Annotated in this window: 22 protein-coding genes; 10 read left to right on the forward strand and 12 right to left on the reverse strand. The window is 68.3% G+C overall.

Going from position 1 to position 19,089, the window contains the following annotated elements; translation table 11 throughout:
- The first annotated feature begins 3 nt into the window (after positions 1–3).
- Positions 4–447: a 50S ribosomal protein L9 gene (rplI, locus tag BS74_RS01435; protein WP_038055381.1), complete on the forward strand. Its 444-nt coding sequence runs from the start codon at positions 4–6 to the stop codon at positions 445–447.
- Positions 448–509: 62 nt separating this feature from the next.
- Positions 510–1,334: an SDR family oxidoreductase gene (locus BS74_RS01440; protein WP_038055384.1), complete on the forward strand. Its 825-nt coding sequence runs from the start codon at positions 510–512 to the stop codon at positions 1,332–1,334.
- On the opposite strand, the gene BS74_RS01445 is transcribed toward BS74_RS01440, so the two are convergent.
- Positions 1,331–1,525 carry a hypothetical protein gene (locus BS74_RS01445; RefSeq protein WP_038055386.1) on the reverse strand — a complete coding sequence of 65 codons (195 nt, stop codon included), beginning with the start codon at positions 1,523–1,525 and terminating at the stop codon, positions 1,331–1,333. The two genes, BS74_RS01440 and BS74_RS01445, sit on opposite strands and share 4 nt — an antisense overlap.
- Before the next feature lie 93 nt (positions 1,526–1,618).
- On the opposite strand from BS74_RS01445, the gene lipB reads away from it, so the two are divergent.
- Genes lipB through BS74_RS01465 form a run of 4 tightly spaced genes read left to right on the forward strand, consistent with a single transcriptional unit; the run spans position 1,619 to position 4,465 of the window.
- Complete coding sequence (gene lipB / locus BS74_RS01450; protein ID WP_185747670.1) at positions 1,619–2,281, forward strand: lipoyl(octanoyl) transferase LipB; 663 nt, start codon at positions 1,619–1,621, stop codon at positions 2,279–2,281.
- Positions 2,265–3,239, forward strand: coding sequence for a lipoyl synthase (lipA, locus tag BS74_RS01455; protein WP_038055390.1), 975 nt, complete (start codon positions 2,265–2,267; stop codon positions 3,237–3,239). Before lipB ends, lipA begins: the two co-directional genes overlap by 17 nt.
- A complete protein-coding gene (locus BS74_RS01460) occupies positions 3,236–3,586 on the forward strand; it encodes a DUF3054 domain-containing protein (protein WP_038055392.1) in 351 nt (116 codons plus the stop codon). The genes lipA and BS74_RS01460 overlap by 4 nt, the downstream gene beginning before the upstream one ends.
- 9 nt (positions 3,587–3,595) lie before the next feature.
- A complete protein-coding gene (locus BS74_RS01465) occupies positions 3,596–4,465 on the forward strand; it encodes an NAD(P)-dependent oxidoreductase (RefSeq protein ID WP_038055394.1) in 870 nt (289 codons plus the stop codon).
- Between the two features lie 75 nt (positions 4,466–4,540).
- Here the strand turns inward: BS74_RS01465 and lpdA are convergent, their stop codons facing one another.
- Genes lpdA through BS74_RS01495 form a run of 6 tightly spaced genes read right to left on the reverse strand, consistent with a single transcriptional unit; the run spans position 4,541 to position 9,850 of the window.
- Positions 4,541–5,926, reverse strand: a complete 1,386-nt coding sequence (lpdA, locus tag BS74_RS01470) for a dihydrolipoyl dehydrogenase (protein ID WP_038055396.1) — start codon at positions 5,924–5,926, stop codon at positions 4,541–4,543.
- Between the two features lie 9 nt (positions 5,927–5,935).
- Complete coding sequence (locus BS74_RS01475; protein WP_038055398.1) at positions 5,936–7,321, reverse strand: dihydrolipoamide acetyltransferase family protein; 1,386 nt, start codon at positions 7,319–7,321, stop codon at positions 5,936–5,938.
- A 7-nt stretch (positions 7,322–7,328) separates the two neighbouring features.
- Positions 7,329–7,553, reverse strand: a complete 225-nt coding sequence (locus tag BS74_RS01480; RefSeq protein ID WP_038055400.1) for a type II toxin-antitoxin system HicA family toxin — start codon at positions 7,551–7,553, stop codon at positions 7,329–7,331.
- On the reverse strand, positions 7,550–7,747 hold the full coding sequence (locus tag BS74_RS01485) for a type II toxin-antitoxin system HicB family antitoxin (protein WP_018111076.1): 198 nt from the start codon (positions 7,745–7,747) through the stop codon (positions 7,550–7,552). The genes BS74_RS01480 and BS74_RS01485 overlap by 4 nt, the downstream gene beginning before the upstream one ends.
- A gap of 14 nt (positions 7,748–7,761) precedes the next feature.
- A complete protein-coding gene (locus tag BS74_RS01490; protein WP_038055402.1) occupies positions 7,762–8,736 on the reverse strand; it encodes an alpha-ketoacid dehydrogenase subunit beta in 975 nt (324 codons plus the stop codon).
- A 10-nt stretch (positions 8,737–8,746) separates the two neighbouring features.
- The gene (locus tag BS74_RS01495; RefSeq protein ID WP_038055403.1) at positions 8,747–9,850 is read right to left on the reverse strand and encodes a thiamine pyrophosphate-dependent dehydrogenase E1 component subunit alpha; all 1,104 of its coding nucleotides are present in this window, start codon (positions 9,848–9,850) and stop codon (positions 8,747–8,749) included.
- Positions 9,851–9,982: 132 nt separating this feature from the next.
- Here BS74_RS01495 and BS74_RS01500 point away from each other — a divergent pair, with 132 nt between their 5' ends.
- Positions 9,983–10,396 carry a 23S rRNA (pseudouridine(1915)-N(3))-methyltransferase RlmH gene (locus BS74_RS01500; protein ID WP_038055405.1) on the forward strand — a complete coding sequence of 138 codons (414 nt, stop codon included), beginning with the start codon at positions 9,983–9,985 and terminating at the stop codon, positions 10,394–10,396.
- Positions 10,393–10,791: a metallopeptidase family protein gene (locus tag BS74_RS01505; protein WP_038055408.1), complete on the forward strand. Its 399-nt coding sequence runs from the start codon at positions 10,393–10,395 to the stop codon at positions 10,789–10,791. Before BS74_RS01500 ends, BS74_RS01505 begins: the two co-directional genes overlap by 4 nt.
- Here BS74_RS01505 and BS74_RS01510 read toward each other — a convergent pair.
- The 3 genes from BS74_RS01510 to BS74_RS01520 are packed head-to-tail and all read right to left on the reverse strand — an operon-like array spanning position 10,736 to position 13,178.
- Positions 10,736–11,164, reverse strand: a complete 429-nt coding sequence (locus tag BS74_RS01510) for a DUF2203 domain-containing protein (RefSeq protein ID WP_038055410.1) — start codon at positions 11,162–11,164, stop codon at positions 10,736–10,738. The two genes, BS74_RS01505 and BS74_RS01510, sit on opposite strands and share 56 nt — an antisense overlap.
- A gap of 51 nt (positions 11,165–11,215) precedes the next feature.
- Positions 11,216–12,121, reverse strand: coding sequence for a biotin--[acetyl-CoA-carboxylase] ligase (locus BS74_RS01515; RefSeq protein ID WP_038055412.1), 906 nt, complete (start codon positions 12,119–12,121; stop codon positions 11,216–11,218).
- A gap of 10 nt (positions 12,122–12,131) precedes the next feature.
- Positions 12,132–13,178 (reverse strand): glucose-1-phosphate thymidylyltransferase, encoded by a 1,047-nt coding sequence (locus BS74_RS01520; RefSeq protein WP_038055414.1) that lies wholly within the window; start codon positions 13,176–13,178, stop codon positions 12,132–12,134.
- 33 nt (positions 13,179–13,211) lie between these two features.
- Here BS74_RS01520 and BS74_RS01525 point away from each other — a divergent pair, with 33 nt between their 5' ends.
- Positions 13,212–14,003, forward strand: coding sequence for a class I SAM-dependent methyltransferase (locus BS74_RS01525; RefSeq protein WP_038055417.1), 792 nt, complete (start codon positions 13,212–13,214; stop codon positions 14,001–14,003).
- A 79-nt stretch (positions 14,004–14,082) separates the two neighbouring features.
- Positions 14,083–14,463, forward strand: a complete 381-nt coding sequence (locus tag BS74_RS01530) for a secondary thiamine-phosphate synthase enzyme YjbQ (RefSeq protein ID WP_038055419.1) — start codon at positions 14,083–14,085, stop codon at positions 14,461–14,463.
- Between the two features lie 5 nt (positions 14,464–14,468).
- Here BS74_RS01530 and BS74_RS01535 read toward each other — a convergent pair whose 3' ends face one another.
- Both BS74_RS01535 and BS74_RS01540 read right to left on the reverse strand, forming a co-directional pair.
- Positions 14,469–16,652, reverse strand: coding sequence for a RelA/SpoT family protein (locus tag BS74_RS01535; RefSeq protein ID WP_038055422.1), 2,184 nt, complete (start codon positions 16,650–16,652; stop codon positions 14,469–14,471).
- Between the two features lie 133 nt (positions 16,653–16,785).
- The gene (locus BS74_RS01540; RefSeq protein WP_038055425.1) at positions 16,786–19,089 is read right to left on the reverse strand and encodes a coiled-coil domain-containing protein; all 2,304 of its coding nucleotides are present in this window, start codon (positions 19,087–19,089) and stop codon (positions 16,786–16,788) included.

Raw genomic sequence — 19,089 nt, forward strand, 5'->3', positions numbered from 1 at the left:
GACATGAAGGTCATCCTGCTGGAACCCCTGGAGAACCTGGGCGACGTGGGCCAGGTGGTGAACGTGAAGCCCGGCTACGCCAAGAACTACCTCCTGCCCCGGGGCCTGGCGGTCTTGGCCACGGAGAGCAACCTGAAGGCCCTCGAGGCCAAGATCCGCGCCCAGGCCAAGCGCCTGGCAGAAAGGAAGGCGGAGGCGGAGAGGCTTAAGGAGATCCTGGAAAACCTCACCCTCACCATCCCGGTGCGGGCGGGGGAGACCAAGATCTACGGCTCCGTGACCGCCAAGGACATCGCCGAGGCCCTTTCCCGCCAGCACGGCATCACCATTGATCCCAAGCGCCTGGTGCTGGAAAAGCCCATCAAGGAACTGGGGGAGTACGTCCTCACCTACAAGCCCCACCCCGAGGTGCCCATCCAGGTGAAGGTGAGCGTGGTGGCCCAGTAGGGGCCATAGGTCCGGCAGGCCGCAAGGGGCTCCTGGAACCCAGGAGCCCTTAAGCTTTTCCCATGCGGCGGGTGCTCATCACCGGGGCGGGTAGCGGCATCGGCCTGGCCACGGCCCGGCTCCTTGCGGCCAGGGGGTACCGGGTTTACGGGGGGGTGCGGAAGGAGGAGGACGGGGAGCGCCTAAGGGCCCTGGGGGTGGAGCCCCTCCTTCTGGACGTGACCCGGGAGGAGGACCTCCTTGGGGCCCGGGAGGCCCTGGGAGGAGAGGGTCTTTGGGGCCTGGTGGCCAACGCGGGGGTGGCGGTGGCGGGGCCCTTGGAGCTGGTGCCCCCTTCCGCCTTCCGAGAGGCCTTGGAGGTGAACGTCCTGGGGGTGCACGCCACGGTGCGGGCCTTTTTGCCCCTTTTGCGGAAGGGCCAGGGGCGGGTGGTCCTCATGGGCTCGGTTTCCGGCCTGGTGGCCCTTCCCCTCATGGGGCCCTACGCCGCCAGCAAGTTCGCCCTCGAGGCCCTGGCGGACGCCCTAAGGGTGGAGCTAAGGCCCTTTGGGGTGGGGGTGGTCCTCATCCAGCCCGGCTCCGTGGCCACCCCCATCTGGGAGCGCTCGGCACGGGCGGCGGAGGGCTACCTGCTCCCGCCCCCTCCCGGCACGGAGGGGGTCTATGGGCGCTACCTGGAGGTGGCCCGGAAGATGGCGCAAAGGAGCGCCCGGGCGGGCCTGCCCCCGGAAAGGGTGGCGGAGGCGGTGCGCCACGCCTTGGAAAGCCCAAGGCCGCGGGCCCGCTACCTGGTGGCCAGGCGGGATGGGGCCTGGCAGACCCTCCTCCTCCGCCTCCTGCCCGCCGCCTTGCGGGACCGGATCCTGGCCCGGGCCTTGGGCGTTTAGGGGGCCAGCTCCACCGCGGCCAGGAGCACCACGTGGCTTCCCCGCCGTTCCAGCCGGGCCTCCAGGGCCCGCACCGACAGGTGTCGGCGCAGCACCGCGAGCACCTCGTCCAGGAGCGCTTCCGCCAGGGAGGGGTCCATGGACTCCGGTTCCAGCTCCAGAAGCATTTCCAGGCGGTGTTCCGTACCCATGTCCCCATGGTGACGGGCCCATGTCAGGGGCCGGTCAGGGACTTTGTGGCCCTCCCCGGCCCCTGTCCGCCCGGCTGGCGTATGCTTAAGGGCGTGGAGTTCCTGGTGGAGGACCTGGGCCTCGTGCCCTACGGGGAGGCCTGGGCGTACCAAAAGCGGGTGCACAGCGAGGTGGTGCGGGGGGAGCGCCCCCCCACCCTCCTCCTCCTGGAGCACCCCCGGGTCATCACCCTGGGCCGCAAGGCCACGGGGGAGAACCTGCTTTTCCCCGAGAGCTGGTACCGGGAAAACGGCTTTGAGCTCTACTGGGTGGAGCGGGGCGGGGACGTGACCTACCACGGCCCGGGGCAGCTGGTGGGCTACCCCATCTTCCCCGTGGGGCGGGAGGTGCGCCGCTTCCTGCGCCAGATTGAGGAGGCCATGGTGAAGGTGGCGGCAGGCTACGGCCTCGAGGCCTACCCTACCCCGGGGTACGCGGGGGTCTGGGTGGGGGAGGACAAGCTTTGCGCCATCGGGGTGGCGGTGAAGGAGGAGGTGAGCTTCCACGGCTTCGCCCTGAACGTCTCCACCGACCTCAACGACTTCACCGTGATCATCCCCTGCGGCCTGAAGGGCAAGGGGGTCACCTCGCTGGAGAAGCTTCTGGGCCGCAAGGTGCCCATGCCCGAGGTGAAGGCGCGGGTGGTGGAGGCCTTTGCGGAGGTCTTCGGCATGGTGCCCCGGTACAGGGAGGAACGGCATGAAGCCCAAGTTTGAGACGCTGGAGCTTTTGGCCCCCACGGGGGAGGTGATTGAGCTCAAGGTGGTGAAAAACGGCTTGAGCAAGGCCCGCCCCGAGCCCGTGGACCGGCAGAAGCCCCCCTGGCTTAGGGCCACCCTGCCCACGGGGGCCAAGTACCAGGCCCTGAAGCACACCGTGGAGGAGCTCAGGCTCCACACCGTCTGCCAGGAGGCCCTCTGCCCCAACGTGGGGGAGTGCTGGACCCACGGCACCCTCACGGTGATGATCCTGGGGAGCATCTGCACCCGGGCCTGCAAGTTCTGCGCCGTGGACACGGGGAACCCCCGCGGCATCCTGGACCCCGAGGAGCCCGAGCGGGTGGCCGAGGCCATCAGCAGGCTCAACATCCGCTACGTGGTCCTCACCAGCGTGGACCGGGACGACCTGCCGGATGGCGGGGCGGGCCACTTCGCCGCCACCATTCGGGCCATCAAGGCCAAGGCCCCCGGGGTCCTGGTGGAGGCCCTCACCCCCGACTTCCAGGGGGACCTCAGGGCGGTGGAGACGGTCTTGGATGCGGGCCCTGAGGTTTATGCCCAGAACCTGGAGACCGTGCGCCGCCTCACCCCCAAGGTGCGCGACCCCCGCGCCGGGTACGAGCAGACCCTGAAGGTCCTGGCCCACGCCAGGCGCTACCGGCCCGAAGTGCTCACCAAGAGCAGCCTCATGCTGGGCCTGGGGGAAAGGGAGGAGGAGATCCTCGAGGCCATGCGGGACCTAAGGGCGGCGGGGGTGGACATCCTCACCCTGGGCCAGTACCTGCGCCCCACCCCGGCCCACCTGCCCGTGGCCCGCTACGTGCCCCCCGAGGACTTTAAGCGCTATGAGGCCTGGGGGTATGAGCTCGGGTTCAAGGAGGTGTTTTCCGGGCCCCTGGTGCGGAGCTCCTACCGGGCGGACCGGGTCTTTCTGGAGGCCACCTCCCGCCCATGAGCCCCCTTTTCCTCCTGGACCTCTTGGCCCTTCTCCTCTTCGCTGGGGTGGGCCTCCTCTCCCACGGCCAGGCGGTGAGCGCGGGGGGACTGGCCCGGAACGTCCTCCCCGTCCTCTTCGTGTGGCTCCTCCTTTCCCCCTTCCTCGGCACCTACCGCAGGCCCACCTGGGCCAACCTCCTCCTCACCTGGGCCATCGCCCTGCCCGCGGGGCTATGGCTTAGGCAGATGGTCTTCGGGGGAGCCTTCGGCACGGGCTTTTTCGTCTTCCTGGCCGTGGCCATGGGCTTTAGCCTCCTCTTCCTCCTCCTCCTTCGGGGCCTCGCCAAGCTCCTCAGGCTCTGGTAAAAAGGGGACATGGAAAAGGTGGCCTTCCTCGGTCTTGGGGCCATGGGCTACCCCATGGCCGCCCATCTGGCCAAAAGGTTCCCCACCCTGGTCTGGAACCGGACCTTTGCCAAGGCCTTGAGGCACCAGGAGGAGTTTGGTTCCCAGGCCGTGCCCCTGGAAGGGGTGGCGGAGGCCCAGGTGCTCTTCACCTGCCTCCCCACCACCAAGGAGGTGACCGAGGTGGCGGAGGCCCTTTTGCCCCACCTAAGGCCCGGCACCTACTGGGTGGACGCCACCAGCGGCGAGCCCGAGGGGAGCCGCAGGCTGGCGGAGCGCCTTTTGGAAAGGGGCGTGGTCTATCTGGACGCCCCGGTTTCCGGCGGGACCGTCGGGGCGGAAAAGGGCACCCTCACGGTGATGGTGGGAGGGCCAGAGGAGGCGGTGGAGCGGGTGAGGCCCTACCTGGCCTACGCCAAGAAGGTGGTCCACGTGGGGCCCGTGGGGGCGGGGCATGCGGTGAAGGCCATCAACAACGCCTTTTTGGCGGTGAACCTCTGGGCGGCGGGGGAGGGGCTTTTGGCCCTGGTAACGCAGGGGGTTTCCGCGGAGAGGGCCCTGGAGGTGATCAACGCCTCCAGCGGCCGCTCCAACGCCACGGAGAACCTCATCCCCGAGCGCGTGGTAAGCCGCGCCTTCCCCAAGACCTTTGCCCTGGGCCTTTTGGTGAAGGACCTGGGGATCGCCATGGGGGTCCTGGATAGGCAAAAGGCTCCAAGCCCCCTCCTCCGCCTCACCCGGGAGGTCTACGAGATGGCCAAGCGGGAGTTGGGCGCGGAGGCCGACCACGTGGAGGCCCTGAAGCTCCTGGAGCGCTGGGGCGGGGTGGAGATCCGCTAGGGGAGCGCCCAAGTACCCCGCCGTGGCTTGGGCCACGGCGGGGGCGAAAAGCCTTGGCTGGCCGCGGGCGGGGCTTTAGCGGTTCAGGATGTGGATGGCCTGCTTGTGAAGGGCCTCCGCCGCCTCCATGAGCCCCTCGGAGAGGGTGGGGTGGGGGTGGACCGTGAGGCCCAGGTCGGAGACCGTGGCCCCCATCTCCAGGGCCAAGGTGGCCTCGGCGATGAGCTCCCCCGCCTGGGGGCCCACCATGAAGACCCCAAGCAGCAGGTCGGTGGCCTCATCCCCCACCACCTTGATCAGCCCCTCCGCGCCTCCCAGGGTCAGGGCCCGCCCGGAGGCGGAAAGGGGGAACTTCCCCACCTTCACCTTGTACCCCGCCTTCCTGGCCTCCTCCTCCGTGAGCCCTACCCCGGCCCACTCGGGGGAGGTGTAGACCACGCTGGGCACCTGGTAGTCAAAGGCGCTCGTCCTGCCCGCGGCGTTCTCCGCGGCCACCAGGCCCTCCCGCATGGCCTTGTGGGCAAGGAGGGGGGGCTTGGCCACGTCGCCGATGGCGTAGACGCCGGGGACGGAGGTTTCCATCCGGGCGTTCACCCGCACGAAGCCCCGCTCGTCCAGGGCCACCCCGGCCTTTTCCAGGCCAAGCCCCTCCGTGCGGGGCTTGCGGCCCACGGCCACCAGGATTTTGTCCACCACCAGGGTCTCCCCCTGGCCCCCCTGGGCGGGCTCCAGGACCACGTGGAGGCCGTCCTTTTTCTTCTCGTAGCCCACGGCCTTGGTGCCGGTGCGCACCCTAAGGCCTTCCCTCTCCAGGGCCTTGCGCAGGAGGGCGGCGGTCTCGGGATCGCCCGCGGGGAGGATCTCCGGCATGTACTCGATGAGGGTCACCTGGGCGCCCAGGCGGTGGTAGACCTGGCCCAGCTCGAGGCCCACCGCCCCGCCCCCGATCACCAAAAGGCGCTTTGGGATGCCTTCCTCCACCCTAAGGGCCCGGGTGGAGTCCCAGACGTCCTCGCCGAAGGGGAAGCCCTTGAGGGTGGCGGGCTCGCTCCCCGTGGCCAGGATGACGCTCCTTGCCCCGTAGCGCTCCCCGTTGACCTCTATTTCCCTGGGCCCCACAAGGCGGGCGAAGCCCCGCAAAAGCTCCACCTTGTTGCCCTTTAAAAGCCCCGCCACCCCCCCGGTGAGCCGCTTCACCACCCCATCCCGCCAGGCGCCCAGCTTCTTCAAGTCCAGCTCGGGCGTGGCCTTGAGGCCAAAGCCCTCGGCCACCTCGAGGTGGTGGAGGGTTTCCGCCGCGTGCAACAGGGCCTTGGTGGGGATGCACCCCACGTTCAGGCACACCCCCCCCACCTCGGCGGCTTCCACCGCCAAAACCCTTAGGCCAAGCTGGGCGCCCCTTATGGCCGCATGGTAGCCGCCGGGTCCGGTGCCGATCACGATCAGGTCGTAGGTCTTCATGACGCCATCCTACATTTCCAGGAAGAGGAGCTCGGGGTTTTCCAAAAGCCGGATCACCTCCCGGGTGAACATGGCCGCCTCGGCCCCGTCCACCAGGCGGTGGTCAAAGGAGAGGGAGAGGTACATGATCTCCCGCACCCCGATGGAGCCATCGGGCAGGACCCAGGGGCGCTTGCGGATGGAGTGCACCCCTAAAATGGCGGCGTCCGGGACGTTGATGATGGGGAAGCTCATGAGGGCCCCCACGGAGCCGATGTTGGTGACCGTGAAGGTGGACCCCGTGACCTCCTCGGGGGAAAGCCTCCCTTCCCGGGCCTTGGCGGAAAGCTCGGCGATCTCCCGGGCCAGCTCCAGGAGGCTTTTCCGGTCCACGTCCCGCACCACGGGCACGATCAGGCCCCTTTCCGTGGCCACCGCCAGGCCCAGGTGGTAGTAGCGCTTGTAGACCACCTCCTGCCGCTCCTCGTCCAGGCTGGTGTTCAGCATGGGGAACTTCTTCAGGGCCCGCACCACCGCCTTGAAGATGAAGGGGAGGTAGGTGAGCCTCACCCCTTGGCGCTCGGCCTCGGGCTTCAAGCGCTCCCGGAGGGCCACCAGCTCCGTGAGGTCGGCCTCGTCCACGTTCAGGGTGCGCACGGTGTAGAGGTGGCTCTGCCAAAGCCCCTGGGCGATGGTGCGGCGGATGCCCCTAAGGGGAACGCGCTCCTCCAGCTCCTCGTAGCCCTTGGGGGGGAGGTAGCGGGGCGGGGGAGGGAAGCCGGGGGCTGGGGCGGGAGGGGCTTCCCGGGGAGCCTCGGGGACGGGGGTGGGGGAGGGCCTGGCCCGCTTCTCCGCGTAAGCCCGCACGTCCTCCACCCGGATGCGGCCCATGGGGCCGGAGCCGGGTACCTCCTCGAGGGGGATGCCCAGCTCCCGGGCCAGCTTCCTGGCGGCGGGTACCGCCAGCACCCGGCCTGGGGCTTTGCCTTCCTGGGGGACTTGTCCGGGCGGGGCGCTGAGGAAGGGGTTCTTCACCGCCACCTGGGTGGTGTCGGGCTTGAAGAGGGAGAGGTCCTCCTTTTCCTCCTTCGGGGGAAGCCCAGGCTCAACGATGGAGCGCTCTTCCACCGCTTGCACCGGCGGGGCTTCCGGTTCCTTTACCCCGGCCACCGCCTCCCCGGGCTCCGCCAGGAGGGCGATGGGGGCGTGGACCTTCACCACCTCCCCCTCCTTGGCCAGCTTCTTCAGGAGTACCCCCTCGTAGGGGGAGGGTAGCTCCACCGTGACCTTGTCGGTCATCACCTCCACGAAGGGCTGGTCCTTTTTGAGGTAGTCCCCTTCCTCCACCAGCCACTTTAGGATCTCGCCTTCCACCACGCTTTCCGCCAGTTCGGGCATGAGGATTTCCTTGGGCATAGGCCTCCTAGATTAGATCTAAAAACTCTTCGAGGGGAAGCTGGGCATCCTTAAGGATGTGGGCTAGAGTGGAGCGTTTGATGGGGATGTGCGCAGGTACGATGACGATGATCCGCTTTTCACCCACTTCCTTTTCCATCCGGATATGGCTTCCCCGTTGGCGTACCACCTGAAAGCCTGCTTTTTCCAAAGCCTTGACTACCCGCTTATAAGACAAGGAGGGAACCTTCAAACCTCTACCTCGGCCAGTTCGGCGTTCTCCGGAAGTTTTTCCTCTAGCGGCTCCAGATAGAGGGCTATGGCCTCACGGATGTTGGCTAAGGCTTCCTCGAGGGTGTCCCCCTCGCTAATGCAACCGGGAAGAGCGGGTACATAGACGGTATACCCGCCTTCCTCGCTCTTTTCCAGGACTACCTTCAAACGCATACTCCCTCCTCTGATCAGTAGTCTAACGCCCGCTTGGCGGCGTTCAGGATGCGGGTGACGGTGGGCAGGTACAGCTTGTCCTGGGCGTAGGGGTAGGGGGTATCAAAGCCCGCCACCCGGATGGGAGGGGCGAGGAGCATGTCCAGGAGGTCCTCGGCGATGGTGGCCGCCACCTCGCTGATGAAGCTGGCGTGCCGGGGGGCATCGGACACCAGCACCGCCCTTCCCGTTTTGGCCACGGACTCCATCACCGCCTCGTAATCCCAGGGCATGAGGGTGCGGAGGTCCAAAACCTCGGCGGAAACGCCGGCTTTCTCCAGCTCCTCCGCCGCCTGGAGCACCTCGGGCATCACGGTGCCGTAGCCGATGAGGGTGAGGTCCTTGCCCTCCTTGCGCTTGGCCGCCTTGCCCAGGGGGAGGACGTAGTCCTCTTCGGGCACCTCCTCCTTCACCGAGCGGTAAAGCCTCTTGGGCTCCAGGAAGACCACGGGGTCCTCGTCGCGGATGGCGGCCTTCAGGAGGCCCTTGGCGTCGTAGGGGGTGGAGACCGCCACCACCTTGAGCCCGGCGGTGTGCACGAAGTGGGCCTCGGGGCTTTGGGAGTGGTGGTGCCCCCCCTTCACCCCGCCCCCGGAGGGCATGCGCACCACCAGGGGGGCGGAAAACTGGCCGCCGGAGCGGTAGCGGAGCTTGGCCACCTGGCTCACCAGCTGGTCAAAGCCGGGGAAGATGTAGTCCGCGAACTGGATCTCGGCCACGGGCCTAAGGCCGTGGGCGGCCATGCCCAAGGCGGCCCCCACGATGGCCGCCTCGGAGAGGGGGGTGTCCATGACCCGGTCGGGGCCGTACTTCTGCAAAAGCCCCTCCGTCACCAAAAAGACCCCGCCACGCTTCCCCACATCCTCCCCCAGGACCACCACCCGGGGGTCTTTGGCCATCTCCTCGTCCAGGGCCCGGTTCAGGGCCTGCACCATGGTCATGAGGGCCATGGGGACCTCCTTAGAGCTCCTCCCGGAGGAGGGCCTCCTGGCGCCTTAGGTGCCAGGGTTTTTCCGCAAAGACGTCGTCGAACATCCACTCGGGGGGCACGGCGCCCGCCTCCTCGGCCTCCTTCAGGCCCCGCTCCAGCTCGGCGCGGATCTCCGCCTTGAGGTCCTCCTCCCATTCCAGGGTCCAAAGGCCTTGTCCTTCCAGGAAGCGCTGGAAGCGCCCTATGGGGTCCCGCTTCCGCCAGGCCTCCACCTCCTCCTTGGGGCGGTAACGGCTGTCGTCGTCCGCGGAGGAGTGGGGGCCATAGCGGTAGACCCTAAGCTCCACCAGGCTGGGGCCTTCCCCCATGCGGGCCCGCTCCACCGCCTCCTTCACCACGTAGTAGGAGGCCAGGACGTCCATCCCATCCACCAGGTACCCGGGGATGCCAAAGGCGTGGGCCTTCTCGGCCAGGGTGGGGCTTGCGGTCTGGTGGCGGTAGTCCACGCTGATGGCGTAGAAGTTGTTCTCGGCGATGAAGACGGCGGGGGCCCCTTGCACGGCGGCGAAGTTGATCCCCGCGTACCAGTCCCCCTCGCTGGTGGCCCCGTCCCCAAAGGTGCAGACCGCCACCTGCCCCGTGCGCAGGAGCTTCATGCTGATGGCCGCCCCCGCGGCGGGGGGCACGTGGGAGGCGATGGGGCTGGCCACGGTGAAGTAGTTGAGGGCTTTGGAGCCCGGGTGTTCCGGCATCTGGCGGCCCTTGTTGGGGTCGGCCTGGGTGGCCAGCATCTGGCCGAAGAGCTCCCTGGGGGGGATGCCCAGGGCCAGGGCCAGGCCGTGGTCGCGGTAGTAGGGGAAGACCCAGTCAAAGCCCCGGCGGATGGCGTGGGCGATGGCCACCTGGGCGGCCTCGTGGCCGGCCGAAGGGGCGATGAAGCTGGTTTTGCCGGTGCGGATGAGGATGGTGTAGCGCTCGTCCAGCATCCGGGCCGCCAGCATGTCCCGGTATAGGCGGCGTAGCCTCGCCTCGTCCAGATCCAAGGGGAAATCCCCCAGCCACTCCCCTCGCTCCCCGATGAGCCTTATGGGCTCGGGGGTGAAGGGCTGAAACCGGTGGGTGTCCTTTACCATAAACCCTCCTTCGCCAGCGCTTTTGGCGCCCTTAGAGCCTGCCCTGGGTAAGGACCTAAGGCTCCTCTATCGGGGTGGGTGAGGCCCCACTTTCCCTTCGCCCTGAGTATACCCCGGCCTTAGGATGGAGGCGTGCGCCTTAGGGTGGTGGCGGTGGGCAAACCCAGGCTGGCCTATGCCCGGCTGGGGGTGGAGGAGTACGCGAGGCGTATACAAAAGTACGCCCCCCTCGAGGTCCAGTTCGTCAAGGAGGCTCGGGAGCTTCTCCCAAAGGCGGAGGGGCACCGCGCGGTGGTCCTGGACGAAAGGGGGAGGCTTTTCACCACGGAGGGGCTTCTGGAGGCCCTGAGGCGCTGGGAGGGGGAGCGGGTGGCCTTTTTGGTGGGGGGTGCCGAGGGCTACCCGGAAGGGGTGCGGGAGCGGGCCGACCTCCTCCTTGCCCTCTCCCCCCTTACCCTGCAGCACGAGCTGGCCCTTTTGGTCCTCATGGAACAGCTTTACCGGATCCTGACCTTAAGGGCCGGGCATCCTTACCATCGGCCATGACCTACGAGGCCTTTGTGGCGCTGGTGGAGAGGCTTTGGGCGGAGGTTCCCGAGGCCTTCAAACGGGAGCTTCAGGGGGTGCACGTCCTGCCCCAGGCCAAGCCCGAGCCCGGGCTGGAGGGGGTCTGGCGGCTTGGGGAGTACCTGGACCCGGGGCCCCCCTCGGCCTTCCGCGGTTTTGAAGGGCTTGGGCGGCATATTGTCCTCTACCACGGCTCCTTCCAAAAGGTGGCGGGGCCGGGGTTTGACTGGGAGGGGGAGGTTTGGGAAACCCTCCTCCACGAGCTAAGGCACCACCTGGAGTCCCTTGCGGGCCGGGACGAGCTGGTCCAGGAGGACCTTAGGCGCCTGGCCGAGTTTCGCCGGGGCGGGGGGCCTGGGGGAGGAGGCCGTTAGCCCCCTCCCGCAAGGGGCGCCGCTCGGCAAACCCTCCCGCCAGGGGATGGTAATGGGCCACCTCGGGCTCGCCTTCCTGCCAGCAGAGGAAGACCACCTCACCCCCGACCCGGGCGGGGAAGTCCACCAGGCCCCGGTCCAGGTCCTTGAGGAAGACGCCCAAGGAGGCCAGGTAGCGGGCGTCGGCCTCCAGGGAGCCCAGGAGGAAACGGGCCTCCTCCTCCAGGGCCCTTTTCTCCAGCCCGCGGGCCTCGGGAAGCCGGGCCTGCACCTCGGAAAGCTCCTTCCGGGCCTGCCGCATCTGGGAGAGGACCCGCCGGATCTCGGGCAAGAGGGCGTCGGCCTCTTCCTTGGTAAAGATGCGGGCAAACATACCTGAGCTTATCCTAGCACAAACGCTTTGGAAAATCTAAGCCTGGCTTACTCAAGGTTCGGCCTCCCCGGCCGGGAAGGGGCCCACGAGGGCCACCTCCCCCGCGCCTATCCTGATTCCCCCCACCAGGAGGCTTCCGTCGGATAGAAGCGCCTCCGCCACCCCCTCCACCACCCCCCGGGGGGTTTGGACCCGCACCCTGTGGCCCAGGGTGTAGGAGGCCTCCCGGTAGAGGGAGAGGAGGGTTTCCGGGCTTTCCAGAAGGGGCAACAGGTTCTCCAGGTGGAGGAGAAAGCCCAAGAGCACCTCCTTTCGGGAAAGGGGGGCGAACTCCCTTAAGGCGGCGGCCCCCTCGGGGGCCCAGTCCACGTTCACCCCCACCCCCAGGAGGACGTAGGCCACCTCCTCCCCCTCGGTCTTGGCCTCGAGGAGCACCCCGGCCAGCTTCCTGCGGTCGGGGGAGAGGAGGTCGTTGGGCCACTTCAGCCCCCCTACCCCCACCGCCCGCCAAAGGGCCAGGCCGGCGAGGAGGGGAAGGAGGCCCAAGGAGGCCAGGGGAAGGGTGGGGCGGAGGAGGAGGGAGAAGGTGAGGCTTTCCCCCGGGCGGCTTTCCCAGCGCCTCCCCCGCCTTCCCCGGCCCCTTTCCTGGACCTCCGCCAGGACCAGGGCCCCCTCCTCCGCCCCCGCCTCCGCCCAGGCCCGGAGCGCATCCTGGGTGCTCCCCACCCGCCCCAGGTACCGGTAGGGCCGGCCAAGCCGCCCCAGGGGGTGAAAGAGGTGGGGCAAAGGGGTTCCCGGCCGGATGCGGTAGCCCTTCCGGCCCATTTCCACGGGGAAGCCCTCGGCGAGAAGCCTTCTCGCTTCCTTGGAAACCGCTTGGCGGCTCACCCCGAGCCTTTGGGCCAAGGCTTCGCCGCTTTGGTACGCCTCGGTGAGGAGGTCCAGAAGCCGGGCCATGGGGCGGGGATCAGGCCAGTTCCACCTGGGAGAGGTCCCCCAGGATCAGGCGGTGGGCCCGGGGGAGGCCGTTCCGGCTTTTCACCCCGGCCCCCACCCCCAGGATGCTTTCCTGCAGGCGCAGGGTCACGTTCTCCAAGACGGCGTGGTCCTCGAGGATGGAGTACTCCACCTCCGAGCCCACCACCTTGGCCCCCGGTCCCAAGGAGGTGAAGGGCCCGATGTAGGCCCCCTCCACCACCGCACCCTCCCCGATGAAGGCGGGGCCGATCACCGTGCTTTTCCGGACCCTGGCCCCCTTCGCCACCACCACCCGGCCGGTGAGCTGGCTTTCCGCCACCTCCCCCTCCACCCGGGGTAAGAGTTCTTCCAGAAGGAGGCGGTTGGCGTCCAGGAGGTCCTGGGGGCGGCCGGTATCCTTCCACCAACCCTCCACCTCCACCCCCACCACCCTCTTCCCCCGGTCGATGAGGCCCTGGATGGCGTCGGTGATCTCGTACTCCCCTCGGGCGGAGGGCTGGAGCCCCTCTATGACCTCCAGGACCTCCGGGGTGAAGACGTAAACCCCCGCCACCGCCAGGTCCGAGGGGGGCTCCTTGGGCTTTTCCAGAAGGCGCACGATCCTTTCCCCCTCCAGCACCGCCACCCCGAACTGGCTGGGGTTTTCCACCCGCACCAGGGCGATCACCGCGCTCACCCCTGGGGTGAAGGCCTGGAGGAAGCGGGTGATCCCCTTCTGGAAGAGGTTATCCCCCAGGTAGAGGACGAAGGGGCTTTGGCCCAGGAAGTCCCGGGCCACGGCCACCGCATGGGCCAGCCCCTGGGGCTCCTCTTGCAGGATGTACCGCACCGGGTAGCCCGAAAGGGCTTCCCGGATGTCCTTCTCCGTTTCCGGGGAGACCACCACCCCGATCTCCCTTATGCCCGCCTGCAGGAGGTTCTCCAGGCCGTAGTGCAGGATGGGCCTTCCCGCCACCCGGATCACCGGCTTGGGCCTCGTGTGGGTGAGGGGACGGAGCCGGGTGCCCCGTCCGGCAGCCAGAATGAGTCCTTTCACGCAAGGGAGTATACCCGTAAAATGAGGGAAAGGATGCTCAGGGCCTCCGTGCGCATGGCTTACGCTTACGACCGCCTCCGGGCCTATCCGCCGGAGGTGGCGGGCCGCATCGCCACCGCCATAGGGAACGCCCTTGGGGTGCGGGGGGAGGAGGCGGTGCTCCTGGAGCTTGGGGTGGGGACCGGGCGCATCGCCTTGCCCCTCATCGCCCGGGGCTACCGCTACCTGGCCCTGGACAAGGACCCGGCCATGCTGGAGGTCTTCCGCCAGAAGGTGGCCGGGGTCATGCGCAAGGTGCGCCTCCTGGAGGCCGATGCCCGGGCCATTCCCCTGCCCGATGAGAGCGTGCACGGGGTCATCGTGGTCCACCTCTGGCACCTCCTCCCCGACTGGCCCAAGGCCCTGGCCGAGGCCCTAAGGGTGCTGAAGCCGGGGGGGGTGCTCCTGGAGGGCTGGGACGAGATGGCGGCCGAGGAGGAGCTCAGGATCCAGGAGAGGTGGCGGGCCTTGGTGGAGGCGGAGGGGGTGCGGGTGGTGCGGGGCCTGCACAAAAGGCGGCTGGAAGAGGTGGAGGAGGCCTTGAAACGGCTTGGCCTCAGGCCCAAGGCGAAACAGGTGGTCCAGTGGCGGGAGGAGCGCACCCTGCGCCAGGCCCTCGAGGCCCTGGAGGAAAGGCTTTACTCCTTCACCCAGGCGGTTCCCGAGGAGGTGCACGAGCGCGTCATGCCCGGGCTCTGGGCCTGGGCGGAAAGGGAGTTCGGCCACCTGGACCGCCCCTTTACCCTGGAAAGGAGCTTCACCCTGCGCACCACCCGCATGGCCTAGCGCCCCCCAAAGCCCTTTCCCAAACCCCATCTGGGGGCGCCTGGGGCCGCTGGGGCGGGAAGGGGCCTATGCTGAGGGGATGAAGACCATCCGGATCCCCACGCCCAAGGAGGGTTTGGTGAACATCACCCGCCAGGTGGAAGAGGTCTTGGCTGGGCATACCGGCTTGGTCTACCTCTTCGTTCCCCACACCACCTGCGGCCTTACCGTGCAGGAGGGGGCGGACCCCGACGTGGCCCACGACCTCCTGGTCCGCCTCGAGGAGCTGGCCCCCAGGGTGCACCCCAAGGACCGGCATGCGGAGGGGAACTCCCACGCCCACCTGAAAAGCCTCCTCACGGGGGTCCACCTCCTCCTTCCCGCCGAAGGGGGGAGGCTTCGGCTTGGCCGTTGGCAACAGGTTTTCCTGGCGGAGTTTGACGGGCCCAGGGTGCGGGAGGTGTGGGTAAAGCCCCTCTAGCCCCCTTACACCCACCGCACCTCCTGCACGCTTTTCACCCCCTTGAGGGCCTGGACCAGGAACTCCCGCTCCCCGTCCTGCACGATGAGGCGGAGGCGGATGCGGGCCATGGGGCCCAGGATGCGGGTCTCCGAGCCCAGGGCGCTTTTGCCCGCCTCGGCCACCACCTGCATCACGTCCCGCAGGAGGCCGGCGCGGTCCTGGGCCAGGACCTCGAGGGTGGCCACCTTGCCCCCCACCCCCTCCCAGTGGGCCCCGATGATCCGCTCGGCCTCCGGTCCCTGGAGGATGCGGCGCAGGTTGGGGCAGTCCGCCCGGTGGACCGTGACCCCCCTTCCCCGGGTGACGAAGCCCAGGATGCTGTCCCCCTTCATGGGCTCGCAACAGGAGGCCAGGCGGATGGGGGCCTGCAGGTCCTGCTCCAGGCGGATCCCCCACTCGTTCTTGGGGGGCGCCTTGGGCTTTTCCGGCTTGAGGAGGACCTTGGGGTAGAGCTTCTCCGCCACCTGCTTGGGGGTGAGGCGGTTCAGGGCCAAGGCCAGGTAGAGCTCCTCCGGGGAAGGGGTGAGGCCCAGCTTTCTGGCGGCCTCCTCCAGCTGGCTGTCGCTGGGCTTGGGGAGGCCCCGGCGCTTCAGGTAACGCTCCAGGAGGGCCTGGCCCCTCTCCAGGGTCTCCTGCCGCTCCTGGGCGCGGAAGTACTGGCGGATCTTGCTCTTGGCGCTGCGGGTCTTGGCGAACTCCAGCCAGTCCTTGGAGGGATGGGCGCTTTTGCTGGTGAGGATCTCCACGATCTCCCCGTTTTGCAACTCGTAGGAGAGGGGAACGATCCGCCCGTTCACCTTGGCCCCCACCATGTGGTGCCCCACCTCGGTGTGGATGTGGTAGGCGAAGTCCACGGGGGTGGCCCCCTTGGGCAGGTTGATGATCCGCCCCTTGGGGGTGAAGACGAAGACCCTGCCCCCCAGAAGGTCCCGGGTCACCGCCTCCACGAACTCCCGGGAGCTAGAAAACTCCTGCTGCCACTCCTGGATGCTTTTCAGCCAGGAAACCCGCCTTTTTAGCTCCTCGGGGTCGGTGAGGCCCTCCTTGTAAAGCCAGTGGGCGGCGATCCCGTACTCGGCCACGCGGTGCATCTCCCGGGTGCGGATCTGCACCTCCAAGGGGAGCCCCTCCAGGGCGATGACCGTGGTGTGGAGGCTTTGGTAGCCGTTCGGCTTGGGCACGGCGATGTAGTCCTTGACCCGTCCGGGGATGGGTTGCCAAAGGGCGTGGACCAGGCCCAGGACGTGGTAGCAAACCTGCTTTTCCCTCAAGGCCCTGCCCTCCTCCGTGGGGGCGGGCTTGGGGTCCAGGATGACCCGGACCGCAAGCAGGTCGTAGATCTGCTCCAGGGCCTTGCCCTCCCGCTCCATCTTCTTCCAGATGGAGTAGAGGTGTTTGGGGCGGCCCGTCACCTCAAAGCCCTGAAGCTGGGCCTGGAGGAGCTCATCTTTCCGCAAGGTTTCCTCCAGGGCAGCCATGGCCCTTTGCACGATGCGCTCCCGGGCCTCCTGGGTCTCCTGGATGCGGGAGAGAAGGGCGTGGTAGGCCTCGGGGTGGAGGTAGCGGAAGGAGAGGTCCTCCAGCTCCCACTTCAGCTGCCCCATCCCCAGGCGGTGGGCCAGGGGGGCGTAGATCTCCAAGGTTTCCTGGGCGATGCGCCTTTGCTTCTCGGGGGGCATGTGCTCCAGGGTGCGCAGGTTGTGCAGGCGGTCCGCCAGCTTCACGATGATGATGCGCACGTCCTCCGCCATGGCGATGAACATCTGGCGGAGGTCCTCGGCCCTCTTCTCCTCCCCCTCGAGGTTGGCCAGCTTGTAGAGCTTGCTGACCTTGGTCTCCCCCTCCACCAGCCTGCGCACCCCTGGGCCAAAGCGCCTTTCCAGCTCCTCGGGGGCCACCCCGCAGTCCTCCAGGGTGTCGTGGAGGAGACCCGCCATCACGGTATCCGCGTCCATGCGCAAGGAGGCCAGGATCTCCGCCACCGCCACCGGGTGGGTGATGTAGGGCTCCCCGCTTCTTCGGAGCTGGCCCCGGTGGGCCTCCTCCGCGAAGCGGTAGGCCTCCCGCACCCTTTCCCGTTCCCCCAACGGCAGGTAGTCTAGAAGAGGTGCAAGTTTATCCCAAAGGGCCGAGACAGGTACCACCATTCTTCAGTGTAGCACCCCCAAGGCCCGGTGCAGGGGGGTGCCGCAGGGGGCAGGCTTCGCCCGTGACCAAGGGGCGGGGGATAAGGGGCTTGAAGGCCTTTTGGGGCCCCTCTTGGGGCGCCAAGATGGGGTCTTAGGAGGCGAGTTCCAGGAGGAAGGCGGAAAGGCTGGTTTTTTCCAGCAAGGCCACCAGGGTGCGGCCTTGGCGCGGGGCTAGGACCAAGGCCTTCTCCCCCAGGAGGATGGCCGCAGGCCCCCGGGTCTGGCGGAGGCTTTTATCCAGCTGGTCCAGGGCCTGGACCAGGGCCTCCAGGGGCTCCCTGGGCAGGGGCAAGGCCTCCCCCAGGTAGCCCAGCACCTCCACCCCGGGAAGGCGCAAGGGGGCAAGGTCCGCCTCCAAGGAGGCCACCTGGGGGCCGGAGGGCACGGCCTGGGCCCTTTCCTGGTCAAAGACCTTCAAGAGGGCCTCCAGGTCCTCGCCCTTGATCTCCCGGAGCACGGCCTTGGCGGCCTCCTGTTCCCTTTCCAGCTCCCGCAGGAGGGCCTCCGCCTGGCCCAGGGTCTTCTCCACCTGGAGGAGGCCCTGGGGCCCAAGACGGGGAAGCTTTTCCTGGGCGCTTTTCAGCACCGGCAGCAGGGACCTTAGGCGGCGGTTCGTTTCGCTCTGGAACCCCTCGAGGCGGGCGTGGGTCTGGAAAAAGGCGGTGAGGCGGGTGGTGAGCTCCTCCCGCTTGGCCTCCATCCGCCGCTTCAGGGCCTCCAGGGCCCGGGCGATGGGGGTGGGATCGGGGAGGGGCTTGCCCTTTTCCTCGGCGATGGCCCGCAAGACCCCTTCCCCTCCGAAGCCGCGGAACCGCTCCGCCAGGGCCTGGAGGCGGCCCAGCTCCAAAAGGGCCTCCTGCCGAGCCTTGGCCCTGGCCTCCTCCAGGCTGGTTTGCAGGGCTCCAAGATCGGGGAGGCTTCCTTGGGCCAAAAGGGCCTCCGCCTCGGCCACCTTTTCCTTCAGGCCCAGGGCCAGGGCCTCGGGCTTTAGGGCCTCCAGGGCCCTGGCCGCCTCGCCGAGCTTGGCCCTTAGGGCGGCCTCCTCCCCTTGGGCCCTAAGGAGCTCGGCGTACCGGGCCCGCACCTCGGGAAGCCTTTGGGGAAGGGCTTCCAGGGGGAGGGCCTGCAGTTCTTCCAAAAGCGGGCGGAAGGCCTCCCCCTTGGCCCTCAGCTCCTCCACCAGGGCCTCCTTCTCCTGGAGGAGGCGCTTTGCCTCCTCCGCCCTGCGCCGGGCCTCCGCCTCGAGGCCCCTGAGCTCCTCCTCCAGGGGCAAAAGGTCAGGGTAGCCCCCCTCCTCCAGGGTTTCCTCCGCCAGCCCTAGGGCCCGTTGCAGGGGGAGCTTGGCCTCCTCGGGCAGGGGGAGGAGGCGCAAGGCCTCCTGGAGCTGGATCAGGCGGGCCCGCTTTTCCGCCCGCAGGTTTTTCTCGGCCTCCTGGAAGGCCTCCTCCAGGGCCTTGAGCTTCTCCCCCACGGGGGTGCCCGCATCCAAGAGGGCCTGGACCTCCGCCAGGAGGGGGCTTACCGTGGCCCTTTCCACCAGGGGGGCATAGCGGCTTAAGAGCTCCTCCAGCCTGCGCCTCTCCTCCTCCACCTCCAGGGCCAGGATCCGCTGGCTGGCCTCCTGGGACAGGGCCTCGAGGTCCACCACCAGCTCCCCTTCCAGCTCGGAGGCTTCCTCCACGGTGAGGAAGACGTCGGTGGGGGGGGAGGAAGGGGTTTCCGCCCGGGGTGGGGTTTCCTGGGTTTCAAAGACGATCTCCGGCAGGGTGTGGGCCTTGACGGCGCTGGACTCCAGGAACTTTCGGAGTTCCAGGGCCAGGTTCCTGGCCCGCTCCACCTCCGCCGGGGCAAAAACCCCCTCTTTATGGGCCCGTTGGATGGTCTCCACCAGGGTTTCCAGCCGCCGCACCTTGGGCCCTCCCAGGTGGCGCACCCTTTCCAGGGCCTCCTCCAGGTGGGCCAGGTCCTTGGCCTGGCGCAGGAGGGCCTCCTCCAGCCTCTCCTCCAGGGCCTCCAAAAGCTCCTCCCCCTCCGCCAGGAGGCCGGGATCCGGGGCTTGCCGCAGGCGGTTGACCAGGGCCCGCAGGCGTCCCACCTCCGGCCAGTCCACATAGAGCCCGAAGCGCTTCAAGCCCTCTTCCAGCTTGGCCAGCCTGGCCCCTTGGCCCTCGAGCTGGGCCAGCACCCCCTCCACCAGCCGCCGGGCCTCCTCCGGGCGCATGCGGGCCTGGAGCTCGCGGTACACCAGGCCCTTCAGGAGATGGGCCCCATCCGCCGGGGTGAGCTCGGAAGGCCGCTTGCCCAGCCGCTTTAGCCCCTCCTGCAACACCGCCTCGGCCCGGGTGCCCAGGTGGGGCCCTATGGCCTCCAGGATGGTTCCGTACACGTCCGGCAT

Source organism: Thermus amyloliquefaciens (genome assembly GCF_000744885.1).
GTDB lineage: Bacteria > Deinococcota > Deinococci > Deinococcales > Thermaceae > Thermus > Thermus amyloliquefaciens.

Bases quoted from the DNA above. Each gene is read 5' to 3' on its own strand.
- rplI (WP_038055381.1), top strand. From the start codon at position 4: ATGAAGGTCATCCTGCTGGAACCCCTGGAGAACCTGGGCGACGTGGGC.
- BS74_RS01440 (WP_038055384.1), top strand. From the start codon at position 510: ATGCGGCGGGTGCTCATCACCGGGGCGGGTAGCGGCATCGGCCTGGCC.
- BS74_RS01445 (WP_038055386.1), bottom strand. From the start codon at position 1,525: ATGGGTACGGAACACCGCCTGGAAATGCTTCTGGAGCTGGAACCGGAG.
- lipA (WP_038055390.1), top strand. From the start codon at position 2,265: ATGAAGCCCAAGTTTGAGACGCTGGAGCTTTTGGCCCCCACGGGGGAG.
- BS74_RS01460 (WP_038055392.1), top strand. From the start codon at position 3,236: ATGAGCCCCCTTTTCCTCCTGGACCTCTTGGCCCTTCTCCTCTTCGCT.
- BS74_RS01465 (WP_038055394.1), top strand. From the start codon at position 3,596: ATGGAAAAGGTGGCCTTCCTCGGTCTTGGGGCCATGGGCTACCCCATG.
- lpdA (WP_038055396.1), bottom strand. From the start codon at position 5,926: ATGAAGACCTACGACCTGATCGTGATCGGCACCGGACCCGGCGGCTAC.
- BS74_RS01475 (WP_038055398.1), bottom strand. From the start codon at position 7,321: ATGCCCAAGGAAATCCTCATGCCCGAACTGGCGGAAAGCGTGGTGGAA.
- BS74_RS01485 (WP_018111076.1), bottom strand. From the start codon at position 7,747: ATGCGTTTGAAGGTAGTCCTGGAAAAGAGCGAGGAAGGCGGGTATACC.
- BS74_RS01490 (WP_038055402.1), bottom strand. From the start codon at position 8,736: ATGGCCCTCATGACCATGGTGCAGGCCCTGAACCGGGCCCTGGACGAG.
- BS74_RS01495 (WP_038055403.1), bottom strand. From the start codon at position 9,850: ATGGTAAAGGACACCCACCGGTTTCAGCCCTTCACCCCCGAGCCCATA.
- BS74_RS01505 (WP_038055408.1), top strand. From the start codon at position 10,393: ATGACCTACGAGGCCTTTGTGGCGCTGGTGGAGAGGCTTTGGGCGGAG.
- BS74_RS01510 (WP_038055410.1), bottom strand. From the start codon at position 11,164: ATGTTTGCCCGCATCTTTACCAAGGAAGAGGCCGACGCCCTCTTGCCC.
- BS74_RS01515 (WP_038055412.1), bottom strand. From the start codon at position 12,121: ATGGCCCGGCTTCTGGACCTCCTCACCGAGGCGTACCAAAGCGGCGAA.
- BS74_RS01525 (WP_038055417.1), top strand. From the start codon at position 13,212: ATGCTCAGGGCCTCCGTGCGCATGGCTTACGCTTACGACCGCCTCCGG.
- BS74_RS01530 (WP_038055419.1), top strand. From the start codon at position 14,083: ATGAAGACCATCCGGATCCCCACGCCCAAGGAGGGTTTGGTGAACATC.
- BS74_RS01535 (WP_038055422.1), bottom strand. From the start codon at position 16,652: ATGGTGGTACCTGTCTCGGCCCTTTGGGATAAACTTGCACCTCTTCTA.
- BS74_RS01540 (WP_038055425.1), bottom strand. From the start codon at position 19,089: ATGCCGGACGTGTACGGAACCATCCTGGAGGCCATAGGGCCCCACCTG.